22 protein-coding genes are annotated in these 23,796 nt (G+C 27.4%); 18 read left to right on the top strand and 4 right to left on the bottom strand.

Annotation, left to right across the window (positions count from 1 at the left end):
- Nucleotides 1-140 precede the first annotated feature (140 nt).
- The 7 genes from HMPREF3181_RS02625 (at nucleotide 141) to HMPREF3181_RS02595 (ending at nucleotide 6,796) form a co-directional block, all read left to right on the top strand.
- Complete coding sequence (locus HMPREF3181_RS02625; protein WP_068472704.1) at nucleotides 141-1,748, top strand: ABC transporter transmembrane domain-containing protein; 1,608 nt, start codon at nucleotides 141-143, stop codon at nucleotides 1,746-1,748.
- A 323-nt stretch (nucleotides 1,749-2,071) separates the two neighbouring features.
- A complete protein-coding gene (locus HMPREF3181_RS02620) occupies nucleotides 2,072-2,311 on the top strand; it encodes a Veg family protein (protein WP_068472702.1) in 240 nt (79 codons plus the stop codon).
- Between the two features lie 262 nt (nucleotides 2,312-2,573).
- Nucleotides 2,574-3,116, top strand: coding sequence for a helix-turn-helix domain-containing protein (locus tag HMPREF3181_RS02615; RefSeq protein WP_068472699.1), 543 nt, complete (start codon nucleotides 2,574-2,576; stop codon nucleotides 3,114-3,116).
- Between the two features lie 9 nt (nucleotides 3,117-3,125).
- On the top strand, nucleotides 3,126-4,175 hold the full coding sequence (gene potA / locus HMPREF3181_RS02610) for a spermidine/putrescine ABC transporter ATP-binding protein (RefSeq protein WP_068472697.1): 1,050 nt from the start codon (nucleotides 3,126-3,128) through the stop codon (nucleotides 4,173-4,175).
- Nucleotides 4,176-5,003, top strand: a complete 828-nt coding sequence (locus HMPREF3181_RS02605) for an ABC transporter permease (protein WP_068472695.1) — start codon at nucleotides 4,176-4,178, stop codon at nucleotides 5,001-5,003.
- Nucleotides 4,993-5,769: an ABC transporter permease gene (locus tag HMPREF3181_RS02600; RefSeq protein WP_068472693.1), complete on the top strand. Its 777-nt coding sequence runs from the start codon at nucleotides 4,993-4,995 to the stop codon at nucleotides 5,767-5,769. Before HMPREF3181_RS02605 ends, HMPREF3181_RS02600 begins: the two co-directional genes overlap by 11 nt.
- The gene (locus HMPREF3181_RS02595; RefSeq protein ID WP_082713875.1) at nucleotides 5,762-6,796 is read left to right on the top strand and encodes an ABC transporter substrate-binding protein; all 1,035 of its coding nucleotides are present in this window, start codon (nucleotides 5,762-5,764) and stop codon (nucleotides 6,794-6,796) included. Before HMPREF3181_RS02600 ends, HMPREF3181_RS02595 begins: the two co-directional genes overlap by 8 nt.
- 40 nt (nucleotides 6,797-6,836) lie before the next feature.
- Here the strand turns inward: HMPREF3181_RS02595 and HMPREF3181_RS02590 are convergent, their stop codons facing one another.
- Nucleotides 6,837-7,862, bottom strand: a complete 1,026-nt coding sequence (locus HMPREF3181_RS02590) for a M42 family metallopeptidase (protein ID WP_068472691.1) — start codon at nucleotides 7,860-7,862, stop codon at nucleotides 6,837-6,839.
- 108 nt (nucleotides 7,863-7,970) lie between these two features.
- Between HMPREF3181_RS02590 and HMPREF3181_RS02585 the strand changes: the two genes are divergently transcribed.
- Nucleotides 7,971-8,207 (top strand): hypothetical protein, encoded by a 237-nt coding sequence (locus HMPREF3181_RS02585; RefSeq protein WP_068472690.1) that lies wholly within the window; start codon nucleotides 7,971-7,973, stop codon nucleotides 8,205-8,207.
- 23 nt (nucleotides 8,208-8,230) lie between these two features.
- On the opposite strand, the gene HMPREF3181_RS02580 is transcribed toward HMPREF3181_RS02585, so the two are convergent.
- On the bottom strand, nucleotides 8,231-9,730 hold the full coding sequence (locus tag HMPREF3181_RS02580; RefSeq protein ID WP_068472689.1) for a C69 family dipeptidase: 1,500 nt from the start codon (nucleotides 9,728-9,730) through the stop codon (nucleotides 8,231-8,233).
- Between the two features lie 138 nt (nucleotides 9,731-9,868).
- A complete protein-coding gene (locus HMPREF3181_RS02575) occupies nucleotides 9,869-10,516 on the bottom strand; it encodes a thiamine diphosphokinase (RefSeq protein ID WP_068472688.1) in 648 nt (215 codons plus the stop codon).
- A 146-nt stretch (nucleotides 10,517-10,662) separates the two neighbouring features.
- Between HMPREF3181_RS02575 and HMPREF3181_RS02570 the strand changes: the two genes are divergently transcribed.
- Entirely contained in the window at nucleotides 10,663-10,842 is a 180-nt protein-coding gene (locus HMPREF3181_RS02570; RefSeq protein WP_068472686.1) for a hypothetical protein, read from the top strand.
- Nucleotides 10,843-11,052: 210 nt separating this feature from the next.
- Here the strand turns inward: HMPREF3181_RS02570 and HMPREF3181_RS02565 are convergent, their stop codons facing one another.
- Complete coding sequence (locus tag HMPREF3181_RS02565; protein WP_068472681.1) at nucleotides 11,053-11,697, bottom strand: superoxide dismutase; 645 nt, start codon at nucleotides 11,695-11,697, stop codon at nucleotides 11,053-11,055.
- 180 nt (nucleotides 11,698-11,877) lie between these two features.
- On the opposite strand from HMPREF3181_RS02565, the gene trkA reads away from it, so the two are divergent.
- From trkA to HMPREF3181_RS02520, 9 genes are all read left to right on the top strand, one after another.
- Nucleotides 11,878-13,233 (top strand): Trk system potassium transporter TrkA, encoded by a 1,356-nt coding sequence (gene trkA / locus HMPREF3181_RS02560; protein ID WP_068472675.1) that lies wholly within the window; start codon nucleotides 11,878-11,880, stop codon nucleotides 13,231-13,233.
- A 7-nt stretch (nucleotides 13,234-13,240) separates the two neighbouring features.
- Nucleotides 13,241-14,686, top strand: a complete 1,446-nt coding sequence (locus HMPREF3181_RS02555; protein ID WP_068472669.1) for a TrkH family potassium uptake protein — start codon at nucleotides 13,241-13,243, stop codon at nucleotides 14,684-14,686.
- Between the two features lie 12 nt (nucleotides 14,687-14,698).
- Nucleotides 14,699-15,319 carry a ribonuclease H1 domain-containing protein gene (locus tag HMPREF3181_RS02550; RefSeq protein WP_068472663.1) on the top strand — a complete coding sequence of 207 codons (621 nt, stop codon included), beginning with the start codon at nucleotides 14,699-14,701 and terminating at the stop codon, nucleotides 15,317-15,319.
- 3 nt (nucleotides 15,320-15,322) lie between these two features.
- Nucleotides 15,323-16,348: an L-threonylcarbamoyladenylate synthase gene (locus HMPREF3181_RS02545; RefSeq protein WP_068472657.1), complete on the top strand. Its 1,026-nt coding sequence runs from the start codon at nucleotides 15,323-15,325 to the stop codon at nucleotides 16,346-16,348.
- Between the two features lie 150 nt (nucleotides 16,349-16,498).
- Nucleotides 16,499-17,317, top strand: a complete 819-nt coding sequence (locus HMPREF3181_RS02540; protein WP_068472655.1) for a class I SAM-dependent methyltransferase — start codon at nucleotides 16,499-16,501, stop codon at nucleotides 17,315-17,317.
- Between the two features lie 22 nt (nucleotides 17,318-17,339).
- Complete coding sequence (locus HMPREF3181_RS02535; protein ID WP_068472653.1) at nucleotides 17,340-17,813, top strand: GNAT family N-acetyltransferase; 474 nt, start codon at nucleotides 17,340-17,342, stop codon at nucleotides 17,811-17,813.
- A 236-nt stretch (nucleotides 17,814-18,049) separates the two neighbouring features.
- A complete protein-coding gene (locus tag HMPREF3181_RS02530) occupies nucleotides 18,050-20,425 on the top strand; it encodes a DNA internalization-related competence protein ComEC/Rec2 (RefSeq protein WP_068472651.1) in 2,376 nt (791 codons plus the stop codon).
- Nucleotides 20,422-21,477, top strand: coding sequence for a DNA polymerase III subunit delta (gene holA, locus HMPREF3181_RS02525; protein ID WP_068472649.1), 1,056 nt, complete (start codon nucleotides 20,422-20,424; stop codon nucleotides 21,475-21,477). Before HMPREF3181_RS02530 ends, holA begins: the two co-directional genes overlap by 4 nt.
- The gene (locus tag HMPREF3181_RS02520; protein WP_082713882.1) at nucleotides 21,461-23,785 is read left to right on the top strand and encodes a heavy metal translocating P-type ATPase; all 2,325 of its coding nucleotides are present in this window, start codon (nucleotides 21,461-21,463) and stop codon (nucleotides 23,783-23,785) included. The genes holA and HMPREF3181_RS02520 overlap by 17 nt, the downstream gene beginning before the upstream one ends.
- Nucleotides 23,786-23,796 lie beyond the last annotated feature (11 nt).

Raw genomic sequence — 23,796 nt, 5'->3', positions numbered from 1 at the left:
ACTTCTTTATTGTTGTAAATTTTAGTAAAGACCAAGTATTTTAAAATTTATATTATACAAAATATAATATACAAAACTATTTACTATTTTGTGTTTTTGGAGTATAATCTAATCAATAAAAAACGTTTGTGGAGGTTTTTATGAAAAATTCTAAATTTGATTTACCGATTAAGTTGAAAAGGTCTTATGTGATTTTTCTTTGTGCTTTTTCGCTTATAGTTTATCTGATTTCTCTTGTTTTTCCATATATTTTTAGGTATGTACTTGATAATGTAGGAAAGATAAAGACTGAAAAATTGTATTTGTACATAATTGGGATAATTTTGTTTGCAGTTTTTGTTCATGGAATCAGTTATTTATGTGATTATTTAAATCAGATATTTTGTAATAAAACTGCTTTAAAATATCAAAAACAAATTGTAAAAAAGATTTCTACGATAAATACACCGGACTATGAAGATATGAATAAGGCAAAGGTGTTGAATCTTTTGAATTATGATATAGCTGTAATTTATACATATATTAATTTAAAAATAGATTTAGTAGTGGATTCTATAAAGATTTTATTAGTAGCTTTTATACTGATAAAAATTAATTACATACTTGCAATAATAACTTTTATATTAATACCGATTTATTATCTTGGAAATTATTTTAATAAAAATCGAATGGAAAAACTTGCAAGTGAAGAGATGAAATTAAATGACAAAATTTTTGAACAAGAAGAAGATGTTGTTTATAAAAAAACAAGTATTGAGTTGTTTAAGGCTTGGGGCTTGTTTTTTAAGAAATTTAATTATATAGCAGAAAAACGTTGGAATATTACAGGTACAAAGCATAAATTTTTAATTTTAAATATGGAATTTCCAAAATTTATTTCAACTCTTAGTCCTTTTATAGTTTTGATTTTGGGTGCAAGTTTTGTACATAGAGGAATTTTTACGATAGGAACTTTGATTATGTTTTTGCAATACGCACAGATGATTTACACTCCTATAACTTCTATTGCAAATCTAAAGGCAAATGCAAATTCTTCTGTAGCAAGTTTTGAAAGAATTAGAAATTTTTTGAATTATGAAAATGAAGAAAATAATTATTCAAAACTTTTTGTAAAACAAGAAAATCCGATAGAAGTTAAAAATGTTGAAATTACAAATGCAAATGATGAGTTATTATTTAAAATAGATGATTTTACAATTTCTAAAAATGGGCTTTACATACTAAAGGGAGATAACGGAACAGGGAAAACTACACTTTTAAATTTACTGGCAGGAGTTTATTCTGTAAATCAAATTAAAGAAAAGTGTGGATATTTTAGAATAGCAGAAAATCAAAAAGAAGAAATTTCATATCTTTATAACCCGGCAATGTTATTTAACGGAAGTGTTAGAGAAAATATAATTTTGTCTGAAACAGAGAGTGAAGAAGAGCTTTCAAAAATGAGAAATCTTTTAAAAAGATTTAATGCAAAGGACGAAAATTATGAAGTAAAAACAAACCCTGCAAATCTTTCGCTTGGAGAAGGGCAAAAACTATTTTTGATTAGAACATTTATGCAAGGCAAGAATATTGTTCTACTTGATGAACCGTCAGCTAATTTAGATGTTGATTCAAAGGTAATATTAAGAGATTTTCTTAAAGAAGAAAAAGAAAATAGCATAATAATTCTAATTGCTCACGATTTGCTTTATGAAGAAATTTCAGACGAGATTTATGTTGTTATGGATAAAAAGTTAGTTAAGAAGTAAAAAAATACTACCTTTAGAATTAAAAAATTTTTAACATCATAGCACTTTGATGATTAAAGCTCCTGATGTGTCATGTTGAGCCGTTTGCATAGCAAATGTGTCAATCTAGTCCTAACTTTAGCAACAAACAAAATATATACTATTCCTACACACAATAAAGTTTAAAATATACTTTGTTACTTTTGGAAAATGAAAAATTGGATAAATTTTTACATTATGTTTAGAAAAAAATGTTGCTAAAATTTTTCAAATATTTTATCTATTTAAATTAATTTGACTTAAATTATTTTTTATGGTATAATATATAAAAGGACGGTGCTGTTATGAATACAAAAGAAAAGTTAGCAATGATTAAAAAAGTTTTGGGAAACAACATTGGGAGAAAGGTATCGCTTACTATAAGAAGAAGTAAAGAAGAATATGTTGAGATTAAGGGAGTAATTGAAGATGTGTTTACATCGTTTTTTACTGTTGAGGTTGAAACAGAGGAACAAAAAAAAAGAACTGTTTCATATTCTTATTTTGATGTTTTAACATCACAAGTGAGTTTAAAGGCAAGTTAATATGTATATAATTAGAGCTTTGAGTTTTCAAAGCTCTTTTTTTGTGTAAAAACATTGTGGAGTGTTAGGGGGATAATGATTTTTAATTATGGCATTAGAAAAAAATTAAAAAAATTTGTTTAATATTTTAAAAAAATTGTAAAAAATTTTAAATTTTTAATAAAAATCTATTGAATAAAGATTTATTTGTGATATAATATTTATTGTTTAATATAGAGATATTATTTGTTTAATATAGTGTTATAAAAGAGAGGGAATAAAAATGGATATTGGTGAAAAGATAAAAAATTTAAGAACCATTTTAGGACTTACTCAAGAAGAACTTGCAGAGAGAGCAGAGCTTACAAAAGGCTTTATTTCTCAGCTTGAAAGAGGACTTACTTCTCCTTCAATCAGTTCTTTGGAAGATGTTTTGGAGGCTCTTGGTACAAATATTTCTGACTTTTTTAAAGAAGAAAAGGAAGAAAAAATTGTTTTTCAAAAAATTGATGCTTTTGAAACAATTTTTGAAAATGGAAATAGTAAATTAGAGTGGATTGTTCCAAATGCACAAAAAAACGCAATGGAACCAATAATTATAACTTTGAATGAAAATAAAAGTTTTTCAAGAACTTACGAGCCTTTTGAGGGTGAGGAGTTTGGATATGTTTTGAAGGGAAAAGTTGAACTTCATCTTGGAACTAAGGTTTATGTTTTAACAGAGGGTGAATGTTTTTATACAAGTGGACAATTTGAAAGAAGTATAGTGAATTTGTCTAAAAAAGAATCTAAGGTGTTATGGATTACAAATCCACCAAGTTTTTAGGAGGTATTTATGGGAAATCATGCAGTTGAGTTAGTTAATATAAATAAAAGTTTTGGAGATAATATTGTTCTTGACGATATAAATTTATATATCAGAGATAAGGAGTTTTTAACTCTTTTAGGACCTTCAGGTTGTGGAAAGACTACAACTTTAAGACTTATCGGAGGATTTGAAATTCCAACAAGTGGAAAAATTTTATTTGAGGGGAAAGATATTTCAAATGTTCCTCCTTATGAAAGGAATATAAATACAGTTTTCCAAAAATATGCTCTTTTTCCAAATATGAATGTTTATGAAAATATTGCTTTTGGTCTTAGGATAAAGAAAATGTCTGAAAGTATTATTAATGAAAAAGTAAAGGAAATGTTAAGACTTGTAAACTTAAAAGGTTATGAAAAAAGGTCTATTTTATCTTTAAGTGGTGGACAACAACAAAGAATTGCAATAGCAAGAGCTTTAGTAAATGAGCCTAAAGTTTTACTTTTAGACGAACCTCTTGGTGCTTTGGATTTACAACTTAGAAAAGATATGCAAGTTGAACTTAAGAATATTCAAAAAAGAGTTGGAATTACATTCGTTTATGTAACTCATGACCAAGAAGAGGCTCTTACGATGAGTGATACAATTGTAGTTATGAATGACGGTAAAATTCAACAAGTTGGAACTCCGATAGATATTTACAATGAGCCTAAAAATGCATTTATAGCATCATTCATTGGTGAAAGTAATATTTTAGACGGAGTTATGAATGAAGATTTTGTTGTTAGTTTTTCAAATAGAAAATTCAAATGTGTTGATAAAGGATTTTTACCAAATGAAGAAATTGATGTAGTAATTCGTCCTGAAGATTTAGAACTTGTTGATGAAGAAAACGGAATGTTGGTTGGTGTTGTAAAATCTGAAATTTTTAAAGGCGTTCACTACGAGATTTTAGTAGAAGTTGATGGCTTTGAATATATGGTGCATTCAACAATTAACAAACCTATTGGTTCAAAGGTTGGACTTAGAGTTACACCTGATAATATTCATATTATGAAAAAAGGAGCGAAAGAAGTATAGATGAAATTTAAGAGGTTTGCATATCCATACGTTGTATGGTTAGTAATTTTTATTGTTGTTCCTCTAGTTTTCATAGCAAAGTATTCCCTTGACTATGGTGGAGAAAATTTTATTTTTTCAATGGAACATTATCAAAGATTTTTTAATCCTACTTATCTAAAAGTTTTGTTAAGGTCTTTAAGAATGGCTGTATTATCCACTATCTTATGTCTTTTAATCGGCTATCCTTTTTCATATTTTATAACAAAGTTTAAATTAAAAACTAGAAATATGATGATTTTGTTGGTGGTAATTCCAATGTGGATGAACTTTTTACTTAGAACTTATTCTTGGATTAGCATTTTAAGTAAAAACGGTCTTTTAAACTCTATTTTAAAATTCTTTGGGTTGCCAACATTAAATCTTATGTATTCAAATACGTCAATTTTAATAGGTATGGTTTATAACTTTTTACCTTTTATGATTTTACCTATTTATACAACTTTAATTAAGATTGATAAGGACTATATTGAGGCATCTCACGATTTAGGTGCAAATAGGGTGAAGACTTTTACAAAATTGATTTTTCCAATGAGTTTGCCGGGAGTTATTACAGGGATAACTATGGTTTTTATTCCTGCGATTTCAACTTTTGAAATATCTGCTCTTTTGGGTGGAAACAAGGAAAATTTAGTAGGAAATATAATAGAACAACAATTTAGAGTAACAGGAAATTGGAATTTTGGGTCAGCTATGAGTATGGTACTTTTGGTTATGATTTTAGTTTCACTTTTCGTTATGAATAAGTTTGACCCAGAGTATTCAAAAGAGGTGGAAAATGGGAAATAAATTTAGGAAATTTTATATTTCATTAGTATTTTTATTTATATATGCGCCAATTTTTGTGCTTATATTATATTCATTTAATGATTCTAAACTTCGTGGTTCTTTTACCGGGGTAACATTTAAATGGTATGTTGAATTGTTTAATGATAGAGAAGTTTTATCCGCTCTTTATTACACAGTTTTGATTGCTGTTTTGACTACAATAATAGCAACATTCATAGGAACAGTTGCATCTATCGGGATATACTATATGAAAAAAAGTGAAAAGTTTGTAGTTTTAAATCTTAACTATATTCCGGTTTTAAATCCGGATATAGTAATAGCTATTTCTCTTATGGTACTGTATAAGGTATTTAATATTGACTATGGTTTTTCAACATTGCTTTTATCACATATCGTTCTTGCAACGCCTTATGTAATATTATCCGTTTATCCTAAGATGAAACAGATGAATAAGTTTTTGCCTGAGGCTGCAATGGATTTGGGTGCTACACCTTTTTATGCTTTAAGAAAGGTGATTTTACCAGAGATAAAGCCGGGAGTTTTTGCCGGTGCTTTACTTGCGTTTACACTTTCATTAGATGATTTCGTTATTGCGTATTTTAATAGTGGAAATGGTGTTGTAAACTTGAGTACACAAATCTACTCTATGGCAAGAAAAGGAATCAATCCTTCAATAAATGCATTATCAACATTAATGTTTATTGCAATGCTTGTTCTTTTACTTATCATAAATAAGAAAAGCGAGGACGGTGTACTATATGATTAGAAAAAATTTATTTTTAAAAATACTTTTCTCATTTTGTATGATTTTTTTACTTTCCTCTTGCAGTAAAAGAGAAGGTAATGTTGTAAATATGTATAACTGGGGAGAATATATCGACAAAGAAGTTTTAGATGAATTTACAGAAGAAACAGGTATAAAAGTTAATTACGAAACTTTTGTTACCAATGAAGATATGTACTTAAAGATAAAGCAAGGAGGAAGTAATTACGATATAGTTGTTCCTTCTGATTATATGATTGAAAAAATGATTAAGGAAGATATGCTTGAACCGATTGATAAGAGCAAAATTTCAAATTATGGAAATATTGATGAAAAGTTTTTGAATAAAAATTATGACCCTGAATCAAAATATTCAGTTCCTATGTATTGGGGAACTTTGGGAATTTTGTATAATAAAAATTTAGTTGACGGAGAGATTACTTCTTGGAGTGATTTGTGGAGTGAAAAACATAAAGATAAAATTGTTATGTTAGATAGCTCAAGAGATAGCTTAGCAGTTGCTCTTTTGAAAAACAACTTTTCAATGAACTCAAGAAATAAAGAAGAATTAGAAATTGCAAAAAAAGATTTAATAGAACAAAAAAAATCCATACTTGCATATCTTGTTGACGAAACAAGAGATAATATGTTAGCTGAAAATGCAGGAATTGCAGTTATGTACTCAGGAGATGCGACAGAACTTTTAGATTCAGATGAAAAGTTTTGTTATGTAACACCAAAAGAGGGAACTAACCTTTGGTTTGACTCAATGGTAATTTTAAAAGATTCTAAAAATAAAGAAAACGCACATAAGCTAATTGATTTCTTAATCAGAAAAGAAATTTTGAAAAAAAATATGGAATACACATATTATGCCGTTCCAAATCAAGAAGTAATAGGTGAAAATGAATTGGTAAAATCAATATCTGAAATAGATGATGAATATTTCAAAAAAATGGAAGTATTCAAAGACCCATCAGACTTTGTAAAAGAGTACGACAACATTTGGACAGACGTAAAAGCAGACTAATAAACAACAAAGGCTATTGAGTTTTCAATAGCCTTTTGAATTATCTGTTTAATAAATATTCTAACATTAATCTGTATGTGTTTTCTATTCCTAGTATATGAGTTCTTTCATAGCTATGGCTTGCGTCAACTCCTGGTCCGATTAAAGCACAACGAATATCATGTCCTGCTCTTAGTGCAGCCGTTGCATCTGAGCCGTAATGTGGGTAAATGTCGATTCTATAATCGATATTATTTTTTTCAGCAATAGCTCTTAATTTGTTTCTCATTCCTAAGTCATAAGGTGTTGAGGAATCCATTGCACAGATTGTTACAGCTTTTTCGTCTGATGCTTGTCCGACTCCCGGAGCTGCCATATCTACAGCGAAGAATTCAACAGTATTTTCTGGAATGAAACTTGATCCATGTCCGATTTCTTCGTAATTGCTTACGAAGAAGTTAATTGTATTTTTTAATTTGATTTTATTTTCTACAATATGTTTTGCAAGTCCCATCATACTCGCTATACAAGCCTTGTCGTCTAAATGTCTTGATTTAATAAATCCTGATTCATAAATTCTGCATCTTGGGTCAAGACAGATGAAATCTCCAACAGAAATTCCAAGTTTTTTTACATCTTCTGCTGTCTTAACGTCTTCATCAATTCTGATTTCCATATTTTTGATTGAACGAGTTGCTGTTGTTGTAGTATCATAAACGTGAACTGACGCCTCGTTGTAAAGTGCAGTTCCTGGAATTAATTTTCCGTCATAAGTTTTTATAAATACATTTTCAGTTTCAACACTTGTTGGAGAAAAACCACCAACTAAACTAAAAGCTAAACGTCCGTTTGATTTTATTTCTTTAACCATTAAGCCCAATGTATCAACATGTCCTGAAAAAGTTATAGCCTCTTTTTCTTCTCCTTCGATTGTAGCGATTAAAGCATTTTTGTTTGTTCTTCTTGTAGGAATATTTAATTCTTTAAATTTTTCTTCCATAAAACGAATTGCATCTTCAGTATCTCCTGTCGGACTGTAAATATTTAGCAATTCTTCTAATAAATTTGTAACATAATTTCTATCCATAAAAACCTCCGAATTTGTTTGATATAGATATTATACATTAATATAATTAAATTGACAATAAAGCCTCTAAGTGATATACTTTAGCTGATTTTAAAAAAAGGAGATATTATGAATATACTAGCAAGTAAAAAGTTTAATTTAATCATAAATGTACTGATAGTTTCGATTTGTATTGCAATGTTAATATTTTTTAAGTTTGGAATTTTTGAAAAAATTTTAATTTCCATGATTTTAATTTTGAAATTATTCAGTATTTTAGATTATTTTAAAAAACAAAGGGAAGAATTGAAAAAAGAGATTAATAAAAATAGCAAAAAAGGTAAAAAGAAAAAGGGAGTAAAATAATACTCCCTTTAAATTTCAAATTTTTAAGCATCTGACCTTGAGAAACCATTTTTCATTTCACAACTTGCTGTGTAAAGCACTTTGCTTAGTAGGTCGATTGTTTGTTTTCTAAGTTCAGTTGCGATTTCTTCGTTAGCTTTTTCGCAGAATGCAACCACATTTTCTTTTGAAACTTTTCCACTTAAAAACTCATTATCATATTTATTTAAAATTTCAGTACATTTTGATTGAATTGCTAATTGGTAACGTTCAATATGTGAACTGCAAGATGCATAATGTGCATCTGCCAAAGCTCCAACTAAACGATTTGTCCAGTAGAAATCTTCTGTTGTAACTGTTCCAGTTGTATTTGCAAGATATTTTGGAGTTTTATCTATATTTACATAGAAAGGAATCATTGCGTTAAATACATTTGAACCAAGTGAAAGCCATTCGATACTTCTAATTTCTTCAGGCATATCAGGTCTTATTTGAACAAGTCCTAAGAAGTTATTTCTATTAATTCCAATCGGTCTAAATTTACCTTTTTCATCTGAGAACTTTCCGTATGGGTCATAAGGAGTTCCTTGGAAATGATGAGAAAGTGCATATTTAATATCCTCAGCAGTTATTTTCTTATCAGGTGTTCTGCACCAAGGAATATCATCAGATTCAGGAACATAGTCTGCGTCCATTTCATCCCAATAATTTGTGCTTGGGTTGAAATAACGTTGTAATATCCAAGCTCTTGGAGTATTGTAAGTATGGTCGGCGTCTGAATGACTACCAAAAGCATCTCTTGGATTTAAAACTCCATCAATAGAAAGGTTTAAGTGGTATCTATTTATGAATTCTTTTAAATCGGCTGAACACATATATTCTTTTTGATCGCCAAAAGCATCTTCTAAATCAAAATGATCAAGTCCAAGTTGGTTTGGCATAATTACATAACAATCATCAGGAACACGTCTTGCAATCCAATGATGACCTCCGATAGTTTCTAACCACCAAATTTCATTAACATCTTGGAATGCGATACCATTCATTTCATAAGTTCCATATTTTTCTAAAATTTCTCCAAGTCTAATTACACCTTCACGAGCAGATTTGATATATGGTAAAACCAAGGTAACCATATCTTCTTCACCAATTCCACCAACTTTTTCAGGAATGTAATTTTCATCTCCTTCTTTTCCAACTGCCGGAACGAATTCTACAAGTGGGTCAGCGCCAAGAACTCTTTCATTTGAAGTAAGAGTTTCAGTTGCAGACATAGAAATATTTAATTCATTAACTCCACAAGCTCCCCAAATTCCGTTGTTATCGACTGCATTAGGCATACAAGTGTAACGCATAGGATTAGTAGGTAAATCAATTTCAACATGAGAAAGAACTGATTTGTATTTTACAGGTTGTTCATTTGGGTGAACGACGATGAATTTTTTTTCACAAAATTGACCTGACGGAGAGTCCTCGTTACGAGCAACCATAGTTGAACCGTCAAAGCTAACATTTTTTCCGACAAGAATTGTAGTAAAAGCCATAATTTAATCCCCTTTTAAAATATAATTTTTTTGCATAACATTTTATCTTATGCTACAACTACATTATACTCCAAAAAATTTAAAAAGTAAATATATTTAATAATAAATATCAAATTATTTTTTTAAATTCACCAGATGCTAATCATTATGGAAAGGTAAATTTTTTATCACACATAAAATTTTTCCTTCTTCAAAAATTATTTTTGCAAAATCTGATTTTATAATATTGCTAATGCAAAGGGAATCTCCCTTTTTAAGAGTAATATTTTCAACATTATATTTAAAACCGTTTAAAGATAAATTTTCAATTTTTTCTGAAAATGGAATAAATGAAATTTTTGTATCTTTTAAATTTTTAAATTCAAATTCTTTTTCAATTTTAAAAAGTATTTCATTTTCTTTTAGAAAATACAGGTTATCGTATTTAAACATTAAATTTATATTTGTAAGCTCGTGGTCTATATCTCCACCTAAAGCTCCAATACAATATATTTTATCATAACTTTTTTCTTTTATACTGTTTAAGATTAATTCTGAATCTGTAAAGTCTTTATCTTTTGGAAATTTTTTTATGATTACATTTTTTTCTTCATAAAATTTTAAAATATTTTTATCAATAGAATCTAAATCGCCCCAAATTTCATTAGGAATTAATTTTAATACATAACAAAGATTTGCACCACCATCTGCACAGAAAATATCTCCATTATTTTCTTTGAAAAAATTTTTGAAAAATTTTTCTTTTCCTAAAAGTACACCATTAAAAAATATATAAGCTATTTTCATTTTATTCTCCTAGATTTTTATATAGATATATTTTATCATATTTTAAAAGTTTTTTTAAACTTTTGAATTATTCATAAATACATAGTGTATTATTAAGTAATGAATTATTAAATTACAGTGAAATTATTACATAAATGAGTGATACTATGTATTTAGAGAATATAAACTCACCAAGCGATGTTAAAAAATTATCTATTTTTGTCGTTCTTTTCGCATCAATTATATGTTCATTGATTTTGTATGTTGCAGAAATTATTGATTTTGCAAATAGAGTTTCAAATAAACTTCCGGGTCGTTCTATGTTTTTTTGTTTTAAAAAATTTTGATAAAATATGGAATAAGAGTTTTACATTATGTCTTTATCCAACTCTTGGGGCTGTTTTGATTTTTATAGCAGGATATTTTTACATATTCAACTTATAAAAAGAAACTTAATAGTCCAGAATTGAAAGAAGAAATTATTGATTAAGAGGAATAATTTACATTAAAAAAAGAGATTTCATTTTTTGAAATCTCTTTTAATATACAATATTTAATTAGCAACCACAGCCACAACCACAAGAACAAGTTTCTTTCATTCCATTTTGGTATCTTTGTTCAACTATATCCCAGTTTACAACTTTCCACCATTCTTTTAAGTATTCAGCTCTTCTGTTTTGGTATTTTAAATAATAAGCATGTTCCCAAACGTCATTTCCTAAAAGAACAATTTTTCCACAAGTAATAGGGCAATCTTGATTTGGAGTTGAAACTATTTCAATATTTCCATCTTTATCAGCTACAAGCCATACCCAACCTGAACCGAATTGTCCGGCACCTTTTTTGTTAAATTCTTCTTTGAAAGATTCAAAACTTTCAAACTTTTCTGCTATTTTTTTAGCAACTTCTCCAACAGGTTCTTTTGATCCACCCGGAGTCATGCTTTCCCAGAATAAGTTGTGGTTGAAAACTCCACCAACATTATTTCTAATTCCGTTTTTCTTATCTTCCGGAGCATGTTCTAAGTGAGTTAAGATTTCTACTAGAGTAGCTTCTTCAAAAACTGTATCTTTGATTAAGTTGTTTAAATTGTTTACATAAGTTTGATGATGCTTACTATGATGAATTTCCATAGTTTCCTTATCAATTACTGGTTCTAATGCGTCATAAGCATAATTTAATTTTACTAATTCAAATGCCATTTTATTCCTCCTAAAATTTAAATAATATTAAAAAACATATTTGTTTTACAACTCTATTTTACCCCCAGAAAAGCCTTTAAAACTTTAATAATTAATATCAACAAATGAATATTTTTTATAATGATTTCGTTTCTATTGAAGTTTTTAAAAAATATGATATACTATGAATTGGAGGTATTTATGAAAATTATAATTGTTGGAGCAGGTAAGGTTGGAGAGTACTTATTTACTGATTTGAATATAGAAGATAATGATATTATTTTAATAGAAAAAAAACAAGAAATATTGAATGAGATGTTATCTAAATATGATATTATGGGAATTTTTGGAAGCGGAACAAACTATGAGGTTTTAGATGAAGCAGGAGTTGAAGATAGTGATATTTTTATTTCCGTTACTGATAGTGATGAAGTAAATATTATATCTTGTATATTCGCAAAAAATTTGGGTGCAAAATATACTATAGCTCGTGTTAGAAATCCTGAATATTATGCTAAATATGATTTTGTTAAAGATGTATTGGGGATTGATTTAGTAATAAATCCGGAATTTGTTGCTGCCAGAGAAATTTCTAGAGGATTAAAGTATCCTTTTGCTCATTCAGTTGAAACTTTTGTTGATGGCAGAGTAAAGCTTATAGGAATTTCAGTTGGAGAAAATAGTCCTTTAAAAGATGTTAAAATTAAGGATTTACAACAAAAATTTAATATAAAAATTTTAATTGGAATTGTTGAGAGACATGATGAAATTTTTATACCTTCAGGAGAATTTGTTATAAGAGAAGGAGACAAAGTCCATTTTACAGGAATTGATGAATTTGTTTATAAATTCTATAATATGTTAAAAATTGGAGATAAAAAAATAGAATCTGTTTTTATAATAGGTGGTAGCAGAATTTCCTATTATTTAATATCTAATTTAATTAAGGAAAATATAAAGGTAAAATTAGTTGAAGTTAATAGAGAAGTAGCAACTTCATTTAGTGAGAAATTTCCTTCAAAAGTGAAAGTTATTTGTGCAGACGGTTCAGATTCCGATGTTATAGATGAAGAAGGATTGAAGAATTATGACGCTTGTGTAGCATTAACAGGAATTGATGAAGAAAATATTATGTTAGGAATGTTTGCTAAAAAACTTAATGTTAAAAAATCAATAGCAAAAGTCAGTAGAATTTCTCTTTTAAATATAATTTCGCCAACAGATACTTTTTCTTTTGTTACACCTAAAAAATTAGTTTCAGATATAATAATAAGTGTAGTCAGATCAATTATTAACAGTGAAGGTTCAAATATAGAAACATTACATAGACTATCTAATAATGTTGAGGCTGTTGAAATAAAAATAAATAAAAAAACTAAAGCTATAGACATTCCTTTAAAAGATTTGGATATAAAGGACAATGTACTTATAGCATATATAATCAGAGAGAATAAATTGATTTTTCCAACCGGAGAAGATTCTATAATGGTTGGAGATACTGTAATAATAATTTCAAAGGCAAATTTGATACAAAATATAGATTGTATTTTAGTTTAGGTGTATTATGAATAATAAGATTATAAGATATGTTTTAAGTAAGATTTTATATATTGAGGCAGGATTTTTACTTTTACCTATTATAGTTTCTTTTATATATAGAGAAAATTATAGCAATGTTTTAAGCTTTTTAGTAACAATATTTTTATTATTGTTAAGTGGTTATTTGTTAGGATATAAATCTGATGCAAGTGGTGCTTTTTATGAAAAAGAGGGCTTTATAATAGTTTCATTATCTTGGATACTTTTATCAGCTTTCGGAGCTTTGCCGTTTGTTTTTTCAGGTTCAATACCAAATTTTATAGACGCATTTTTTGAAACTTCAAGTGGATTTACAACTACCGGAGCCAGCATCTTGACAAATGTTGAAGAAGTTAGTCATTCAATATTATTTTGGAGAAGTTTTACACATTTGATTGGAGGAATGGGAATTTTAGTTTTTGCACTTGCAATTTTACCTCGTTCAAATAGAAATTCTCATATTATGAAAGCAGAAGTTCCGGGACCTGTTTTTGGGAAATTTGTTGCAAAAGTGAGTTATACTGCCAGACTTTTATATAAAATTTATTTTGCTATGACAGGCATTTTAATAATTGTGTTAATTTTAGCTGGTCATCCTGTTTTTGACTCTTTTGTTCATGCTTTCGGAGCGGCAGGAACAGGCGGTTTTGGAATAAAAGCTAATTCAATTGCATATTATAATAGTCCGGCAGTTGAAATGATTTTAGCAACTGCAATGATAATATTCGGGATTAATTTTAATTTATATTATGTTATTCTAATAGGAAAAGTGAGAGATGGATTTAAGAGTGAAGAATTAAGATGGTATTTGCTTATAGTTTTTGGAAGTGTTGTTTTAATATTTTTCAATATAAGACATAATTATACTTCATATCTTACTGCTATAAAGGACATATTTTTTACAGTTTCTTCAATAATATCAACTACCGGATATGCTACTGCTGACTTTGGAAAATGGCCGATTTTTTCTCATGCCATATTATTGTTCTTGATGTTTACAGGTGCTTGTGCAGGATCAACTGCAGGTGGGCTTAAAATATCCAGATTTATTATTTTGGTAAAGTCATCTATTTTACAATTTAGAAAAGCTATAAATCCTAAAAGAGTTTTAAGTGTAAAAGTAGATAACAAACATGTTGGAAATGAAGTTTTGGAAGAGGTAAAGAGTTATTTTGTAATTTATATATTTTTAATAATAATTTTTACAATTTTGATTTCTTTAACAGTTCCAAATTTTATAACCGCTTTTTCAGCTGTAATGGCGACATTTAATAATATAGGACCGGGACTTGGAATTGTAGGACCTACAGAAAATTATGCAAGTCTTACTTATTTCAATAAGATAGTTTTATCCTTAGCAATGCTTGCAGGAAGGCTTGAAATATTCCCTATATTAGTATTATTTTCATCAACAACTTGGAAAAAGAAATAGGAGGAGTTATTTTTGGCTAAAAAATATTATGCAGTTAAGGTTGGAAAATCAACAGGAATATTTAATAATTGGGAAGACTGTAAAAAACAAGTTGCAGGTTTTTCTGGAGCGATTTATAAATCTTTTCAATCTTTGGATAAAGCTAAAGAATATTTAGATGATAAAAATATAGCATTAAAATCGGAAGAGTTTCAATTTGAAATTACAAGTGATGATGAAATTATAGCTTATGTTGACGGCTCATATAAAAAAGATACTTTAGAATACGGATATGGTGTTGTACTTATTTTAAAAGATGATATTGTTGAACTCTATGGTAAAGGACAAAATCCTGAAGTTGCAAAAAGTAGAAATGTAACCGGAGAACTTTTTGGTTCGGTTAGGGCGATTAGCGAGGCAATAAAGCTTGGAAAGAAAAAAATTATAATTTTTTATGATTATCAGGGAATTTCATCTTGGGCTAATGGAGAGTGGAAATGCAACTTGCCACTCACAATGGGATATAGAGATAAGATTAGAGAGTTTAGAAAGGAAATAGAGATTTTATTTGTAAAAGTTAAGGCTCATTCTAATGATAAATACAATGACCTTGCAGACCATTTAGCAAAAAAATCTTTAGGGATTGAGAAATAATTTATGACTAAGATACTAAAACCTACAGAAGAAAATATAAAAGAATCTGCAAAATTAATATTAAATGATGAAGTTGTTGCGATACCAACAGAAACAGTTTATGGTCTTGGAGCAAATGGCTTATCAGAAATAGCAGTTTCAAAAATATTTAAAGCAAAGAACAGACCACAGGACAATCCATTGATTTTACATATTTCAAGTTATGAAATGATGGAAAGTTTAGTTTATGGTTTAAATGATGAAATAAAAGAATTTTTAAACAACTTTTGGGCAGGACCTCTAACAGTAATTATGAAGAAAAAAGAAATAATACCAAACGGAGTTAGCTGTGGACTTGATACAGTAGCAATTAGAATGCCTAGCAATGAAATTGCAAGAAGTCTAATCGAAGAATGTGGCGTTCCGATAGCTGCACCGTCAGCAAATATTTCAGGCAAGCCCTCCCCAACAACAGCTGAAGATGTTTTTGTTGATATGGACGGGAAAATTTCTGCAATAATTGACGGAGGACTTTGTAATATTGGAATAGAATCAACAGTTTTAGATTTGACTAAAAAACCATATACAATATTAAGGCCGGGATTCTATACAAGAGAGGATTTTTTAAAATACGAAGATGAAATTTTAATTGACGATGCACTTGTAACTGGAAATACAATTCCTAAATCTCCGGGACAAAAATATAAACATTATGCTCCAAAGGCAAAAGTTTTAGTCATCGTGGCAAAAGATAGAAAAAAATCATCAGAAGAAATTAAAAATATCTTAAAAGATAATGAAAATTTAAAAGTTGGAATATTTAAATTTGATGAAACTATTTTAAATATACAAAATGAAAATATATTGTCTTTAGGCTCAATTAACAACTTAGAAGAAATGTCCCAAAATTTATTTAAAGGTCTTAGAGAATTGGACAAAAAAGAAGTTGATTTAATTATTGTTGAAGGTTGTGAAGAACAAGGACTAGGTTTTTCAATAATGAATAGATTAAAAAAATCAGCAAGTGGAAATATAAAATATATAGATTAAAGAGCTTATGCTCTTTTTTTATTGTGAAATAACAAGTTTTTCAAAAAATCACCGGATATGAAGTATCATAAAAGGATGGGATTCTTATCATAAATTTGTTTTTAAAATTATAATATGTTATACTATTAAAAATTTATCAGGAGGTTTTTTATGAGTAAGAATTTAAGTTTTGATGAAGTAATGAATATAGATGATGATTTACAGAGAAATCAGATGTTGTATAAATTTTTTGATGAAGATTCAAGATTGAAAAGTAAGTTCGGAATGGTGGAAAAATTTACTACAATAAGAGAGATAGATAAAGTTATAAATTCTAATACTAAAATGCTTGATATAGGAGCGGGAACGGGAGTTTATACTATAAATTATGCTGATAAAGTTTCTGAAATATATGCTTTTGAACCTTCTGAAAATAATTTTTTGAAATTAAATGAAAATTTAAAAAATTATAATTTTAAAAATATTATAACAAAGCAATTAAGTTCTTTGGAGCTTGAAATATTACCTGATAACTATTTTGATGTTGTACTTTTATTTGGTCCACTATATCATTTATCCAATAAAGAGGATCAACTGAAAACTTTAAATGATGTAATTAGAGTTTGTAAAAATGGAGCACATATTTTTATAGCATTTATAAATCATGATATGGTACCTATTACGGAAACAAACTATAATTTTAATTATTTTGAAAATGGTGCATATGATAAGAATACTCAAAGAGTATGGAACAGACCTTTTATATTCTTTACAGTTGATGAGAGTAAGAGATTGTTAGAAGAATCAGGACTAAAGATAGAAAGTATAATTGCATCTGATGGCTTTTCTGAATTATTATTTGAAAAAATTGAAAAAATGAGTGATGTGGCTTATGAAAACTATCTACAATGGCATTTTAATCATTGTAAAAATAAAGAACTTTTAGGAGCATCAAATCATTTGTTATTTGTTACAAAAATTATAAAATAGTAAATTTAAAGGAGTTATTAATTTGAAAGAATTAATTATCAAAGAAATTGTAGATGTCAAAGAAAAGGAAAAAATATCTAGAGATATACTAAATGATCTTACTGAATGGTTTGGTATGCCTGAGAGTATGGAAGAATATATTACAGATTCTAAAGATAAACCGTTTATCGCATGTTTTATGGATAATGAGGCAGTAGGTTTTGTAGTATTGAACTCTACAAGTGCCGATTGTGCAGATATTTTTGTTATGGGAATTAAGAAAAACTATCATAGAATGGGTATTGGTACAAAGTTAAATGATGCTTATGAAGAATTGGCAAGAAAACTTGGTTATACTTATACTCAAGTTAAAACTGTTCAAAGTGGTCATTATAAAGAATATGATATAACAAATAATTTCTATAAATCTGTAGGATATAAGGAATTGGAAGTTTTTCCAACTTTATGGGATGAATGGAATCCTTGCCAAATATATATTAAATATATTGGAGATTAGTATTGTTGCTATAAAAATTAAATAATTGAGTATGAGATGAAAGGCAGTAAATAAAAGTACTGCTTTTTTATTGTATAAAATATGATATAATAATTATGGATTTATGCCTTATGATAAAGCTATAATTATTTCATCATAATAACCTAAATCTAATTATAAAAAAGGAATTATGATATAATAATTATGGATTTATGAAAAATATTTTATTGTTTTATGATTTTGTTTTTGGAGGAAGTATGAAAAGAAATATTGTTTTTTATTTAATTTCTTTGATATGTGGAATTTTATTTTGTTATTTTTTGAAGATTGAGCATTTTATAAAATTTTATTGTGCTCTAATTTTTGTTTTTGCGTTTTTTGTTTCACATATTTTAAAATTCAATAGATTGAAATTATTTCTTTTGATGTTTTCTTTAGGATTTTTTGTTAGCTTTTTTGCTGAAAAAGAGAGCGATTTAAAAGATTTTTTTGATAGAAAGATTACTTTGACCGGAGAAGTTTTAAATTCAACTCTTGTTTCTAACGGAAATGGATACAAACACGAAATTAAATTAAAAAGTATTGAAAATGTAGAAAGCTGTGAAAAAATTTTACTTTTTACAAATGAGAAACAATTTGAAATTGGAGATATTATAAAAGTAAGTGGAAAACTTACAGAAATACGTTCAAATGGGAATCCTAGACTTTTTGATTATAAAAAATTTAATCTAAAAAACAAGATTTTTTCTAATGTTTATTCAAAAGATGTTAAGAAAATTGGAGAAAAACAAAGTTTAAAGAGAAGTTTTTATTTTTATGTTAAAAATGTTTTTGACAATTCTCTTTCAGTAGAAAATTCAAATATTATGAAAAAAATATTTCTTTCAAACAGTTTTGATACAGACTTTGAAAATGATGTTAGAGAGATAGGACTTTCTCATATTTTAGCAGTTAGTGGTTTACATATTGGAATTATTTACATTGTTTTAAGTAAGATTTTGATTTTTTTACCGTTTAAAAGAATTTTTAGAGAGCTTATAATTTTATTTTTTATATTTTTGTATTCTGGTTTGATAGGAAATCCTGCAAGTGTTGTAAGAGCAGAAATATTTTTGTTTATCACGATTTTTTCCTCTCTTTTTGGAAAGATTAAAGACAGAGAAAATGACTTATTTTTAACTGTTTTTATCATTTTACTCATAAATCCATATATGATTTTTGATGTTGGATTGTATTTAAGTACATTTTCAGTCTTTGGAATTATAAAAATTTTACCATATTTTTCAAAAAGTAGAGATAGTTTTATAAGAAAATCTTTTAAGTTGACTTTTTCTATTTTTCTTATGATTTTACCGATTATTTTATATGTTTTTGGCAAATTTTCATTGACAACATTTTTTAGCAATTTATTTTTAACGCCAATTTTTGTGATTTGTATAGTTATTTCGTTTTTTATGTTATTATTTGGACTGTTAAGTTTAAAAATATCTTTAATTTTAGGCTTTTTTGTAAATAATTTGCTAAGTCTTATAAGAATAAATGTTGAATTTTTGAAAAATATTAATCTAAATATAAATTTTTATGAATACAATTTAGTTTTTTTGATTTTTACATATATTTTAATTTTAATTTACTTTGAAAGAATAAATTTAAGATATTTCAAAGTTAAAAATTTGAAATTCTTAATTACTTCTATTTTTCTTATGTTTGTTTTTACAAATATTTCATGTTTTTATGAAAATAAAGTTAGAATAAATTTTATAGATATAGGGCAAGGAGATGCTTGCTTAATAAGAGGAAAATATAACAATATTTTAATCGATACAGGTGGTATCACTTTTGGTAATGGAGATAACGGAAAATCCGTTTTAATTCCATATTTAAAGAAAAGTGGAGTTAAAAGACTGGATTTTGTATTTATTTCACATTTAGATGCTGACCATTGCAAAAATTTGACTTATTTATCCAAAGAAGTGGAGATTAAAAATTTATTTTTCAGAAAAAACGGATATAGAGATTTTGTAAAAAAATATGGAGAAGTTAAGGCAAAAAATATTTATGATATTGAAAATAGTACGAAAATAGATTTAAAAGATATGGATTTGGAAATTTTTAAGGCTAGAGATACTTTAGAAGAAAATGAGAGATCTATTTTAGTTAAAGCGATAGTGAATGGGAAAAAGATACTTTTTACAGGAGATATTGGAGCTTTTACGGAAAATCAACTTGTTAAAAAAGATATAGACTGTGATTATTTAAAGACTCCTCATCATGGAAGTAAAAATTCAAGTTCGAGTGAATTTTTACTTGCAACAAGTCCTAAAAGCGCAATAATTTCTTGCGGATATAAAAACAGATATAATCACCCACATAAAGATGCTTTAAGTAGGATGAAATCGGTAGGAATTGATGTTTTTAGAACGGATTTACAAGGGAATATTATGCTTGAGTTGGATAGATTTGAAGAAAAAATTATCGGTTTTCGAGATTTAAAGGATAATATATTTGTTTTTGTAAAATTTTATTTTATGGATATTTTAAATATTACAATGTATTTATTTGCGTTTTTCGTTTTAATTAAAATAAAAAATGATTTAATTATAGATTTAGATTTTATTAAGGAGGAATTATGAATTATATACAGGCGATGAAACTCTTGGAAAATGGAGAGCTTAATGGAATATATGTTTTAAGTGGAGAAGAAATTTTTTTAATAGATAGATTTGTAGAATTGTTTGAAGAAAAAATTGTTCAAAAAGATTTTTTCGATATGAATTATGCTGAGTATGATTTTGCAAAAATTGATTTGCAAAAACTAAAGATTGATTGTGAAACGGCGCCTTTTTTTAGCAATAAAAGGCTTATTATAGTTAATAATGTAAATCTTTCAAAAAGTGGTGTTTCTACTTACAAAACTTTTTTTGAAGATATGTACGACTATATAAATAAAATCCCAAAGACGACAGTTCTTCTTTTGGTGATGAAGGGAAGCGTTGCTTTTCGTGGAAAATTTTATAAAGAAATTTCAATTTTAGGTCATAATATTGAGCTTACTCGATTTAATGAAATTGAACTTTTTAAATTTATTAAAAAAAGATTTGTTTCAAAAAATATCGAAGTTAAAGATATTGTATTAAAATATATTATCGATAGAATTGGGTATTTAGATAGTAGTAGAGAAAAAAATCTATATGATGTAGAAAATGAAGTAAAAAAACTAACGGATTCTTTTTCAAAAGGAATATTGGATTTTAAAGATGTTGATGAAATTTTAATAGATAAATTTGAAAATAGTATTTTTAAATTGCTTGATATGATTTCTAAAAAAGACTATAAAAATTCAATAAAAATTTTAATTGAACTTAAAAAGTCAGGAGAAGATTCTTTTTCTACATTTTATATGATTGTTAGATATATAAGAAATCTTTTGGGAGTAAAAGTTTTGAAGTCAAAACAAAAACATATAGACTATATTTCTAAAGAACTTAAAATTTCAAATTATGAATGTAAAAAATTGTATTCCGTTTGCGATAATTTTTCAGTAGAAACTCTTTGTAATTATATTCATCTAGCTTATTCAGTAGAGGCTGATATAAAGACAAAGAGTAGAGATATGGACTTGTTGTTAGAGATTTTAATTTCAAAAATGTCATTAGGAGGTGCTTTTGTTGAGCAAAAAAGTTAATATTTTTGTAGACGGAATGACTTGTCAATCCTGTGTAATGAAAGTTGAAAAGGGACTTTCTAAACTTAAGATTGTAGAAGATGTTTCTGTAAATCTTATGAGCAAAACTGTTACAGTATCTGTTGTAGACGGAGCAAAGGTTGAAGGGCTCATCGGAGTTATAAAAAGACTTGGTTTTAAGCCGAAACGTGATGAGTTAAAGATTGAAAAGAGTAGTCTTAAACTATCTGATATTGAAAATATAATTTCAGAGCTTAAAGAAAAAGATACAGTTTTGGTAAAAGATGAGGAAGATATTTTAAAAATAAAATATCTAAAAGACGTTGTTTCATTAGATGAAATTAATTCTGTTTTAGAAAAGTTTAAAATTTCCGTAAAAAAGGAAAAAGAGGTAAGAAAAAATATATATGAAGATGAAATTAAAGGCTTAAAGAAAGATTTGATAATATCTTTGATTTTTAGTATTCCTCTTATGGTTTCGATGTTTTTCCATATGTTTAATATGCACAAGTTTATGTTGAATGGATATGTTCAATGGGCTTTAGCTAGTGTTGTTCAATTTTATGTAGGTAAAAGATATTATATAAATGCCTATAAAAATTTGAAAAATAAAAGTACAAATATGGATGTTTTAATAGCTTTTGGAACTTCAATGGCGTATTTTTATTCAGTTTATAAAGTTTTAATAGGAAGCGTTGATGTTTATTTTGACAGTTCTGCAATGATTATAACTTTAATTTTACTTGGTAAATTTTTTGAATCAAATGCAAAATCAAATACTTTCGGGGCAATTATGAAATTGATGGACTTAAAAGCGGACTATGCAATTGTAATTGATGGTGATAAAGAGGTTAAAAAGAATATTGAAGATGTTAAAATCGGAGATATTGTATTAGTTAAGCCTTATGAAAAAATTCCTGTTGACGGAGTTATTATTTCAGGAAATAGTTCTGTAAATCAAGCTATGATTACCGGAGAATCCGTTCCTGTCGAAAAGAATATAGGAGATACTGTTATTGGAGCAACCAATAATATCGAGGGAATTTTAAAAATTGAAGTAAAGAGTACAGTAGAAAATTCTGTATTATCTAAAATACTTGATTTGGTTCAAAATGCTCAGACAAAAAAAGCCCCTGTTCAAAGACTTGCAGATAAAATTTCTGCGTTTTTTGTTCCTGGAGTAATTTTGTCATCACTTGTAACTCTTTTGATAACATATTTAATTACAAAAGATTTTACAACAAGTTTATTAAATAGCTGTGCAGTAATGGTTATAGCTTGTCCTTGTTCACTTGGATTGGCAACACCAACAGCTATTATGTCAGGAACAGGAGTCGCTGCACAAAATGGAATTTTAATAAAGAGTGGAGAAGTCCTAGAAAAAATTCATAAGATGGATAGTATAATTTTTGATAAAACCGGAACTCTAACAACCGGAGAGTTAAAAGTTGTCGAAATTAAAAACAATGGAAATTTATCTGATGATGACTTTTTAAGTATAATTTATTCCTTAGAAAAAAATACTGACCACCCGATAGCTAAGTCAATAGTTAATTTCTGTAAAGAAAAAAATGTAAAAGAAATTGAAATTTCAGCTTTAAAAGTTATTGCAGGAATGGGAATTAAAGCAATTTATAATAATGAAGAAGTTTTGATTGGTAAAAAGAAATTTATTGAAGAAAAAATCGGAAAATTAGAATTAAATATAGAAAATGAATTACTTACAATTTTTATTTCAATAGGAAACAATCTTTCCGGTTTTGTAGTTTTAGAAGATGAAGTTGAAAGCAATGCTTTTGAAATTGTAAAAAAATTAAAAGAAAAAAATATTGACGTATTTATGATAACAGGGGATAGTGAAGTAGTTGCAAAGAAAGTTGCAAACAAACTTGGAATAGAAAATGTACTTTATGAAGTTATGCCGGATGAAAAATCTCAAAAAGTTTTAGAATTGCAAAAAAAAGGAAAAATTGTTGCAATGGTAGGGGACGGAATAAATGATGCTCCGGCACTTGCAAGTGCAGACATTAGCTTTGCTATGGGAACAGGTACGGATATTGCAATGGAAACTGCCGATATTACTTTGATGAATGGAAATTTGAATACACTTTTAAATTCAATAAATATTAGCGAACAGACACTTAAGATAATAAAACAAAATTTATTCTGGGCATTTTTCTATAATATAATTGCAATTCCATTTGCAGCCTTTGGATATTTGAATCCAATGCTTGCAGGATTTACAATGAGCCTTAGTTCAGTAAGTGTTGTTTTAAACAGTTTAAGATTAAGAAAATTTAAGTTTTAAAAAATGGTATG

The organism is Parvimonas sp. KA00067, assembly GCF_001553085.1.
In the GTDB taxonomy this organism is placed as follows: Bacteria; Bacillota; Clostridia; order Tissierellales; family Peptoniphilaceae; genus Parvimonas; species Parvimonas parva.
This window is presented reverse-complemented; position numbering and strand designations above follow the sequence as displayed.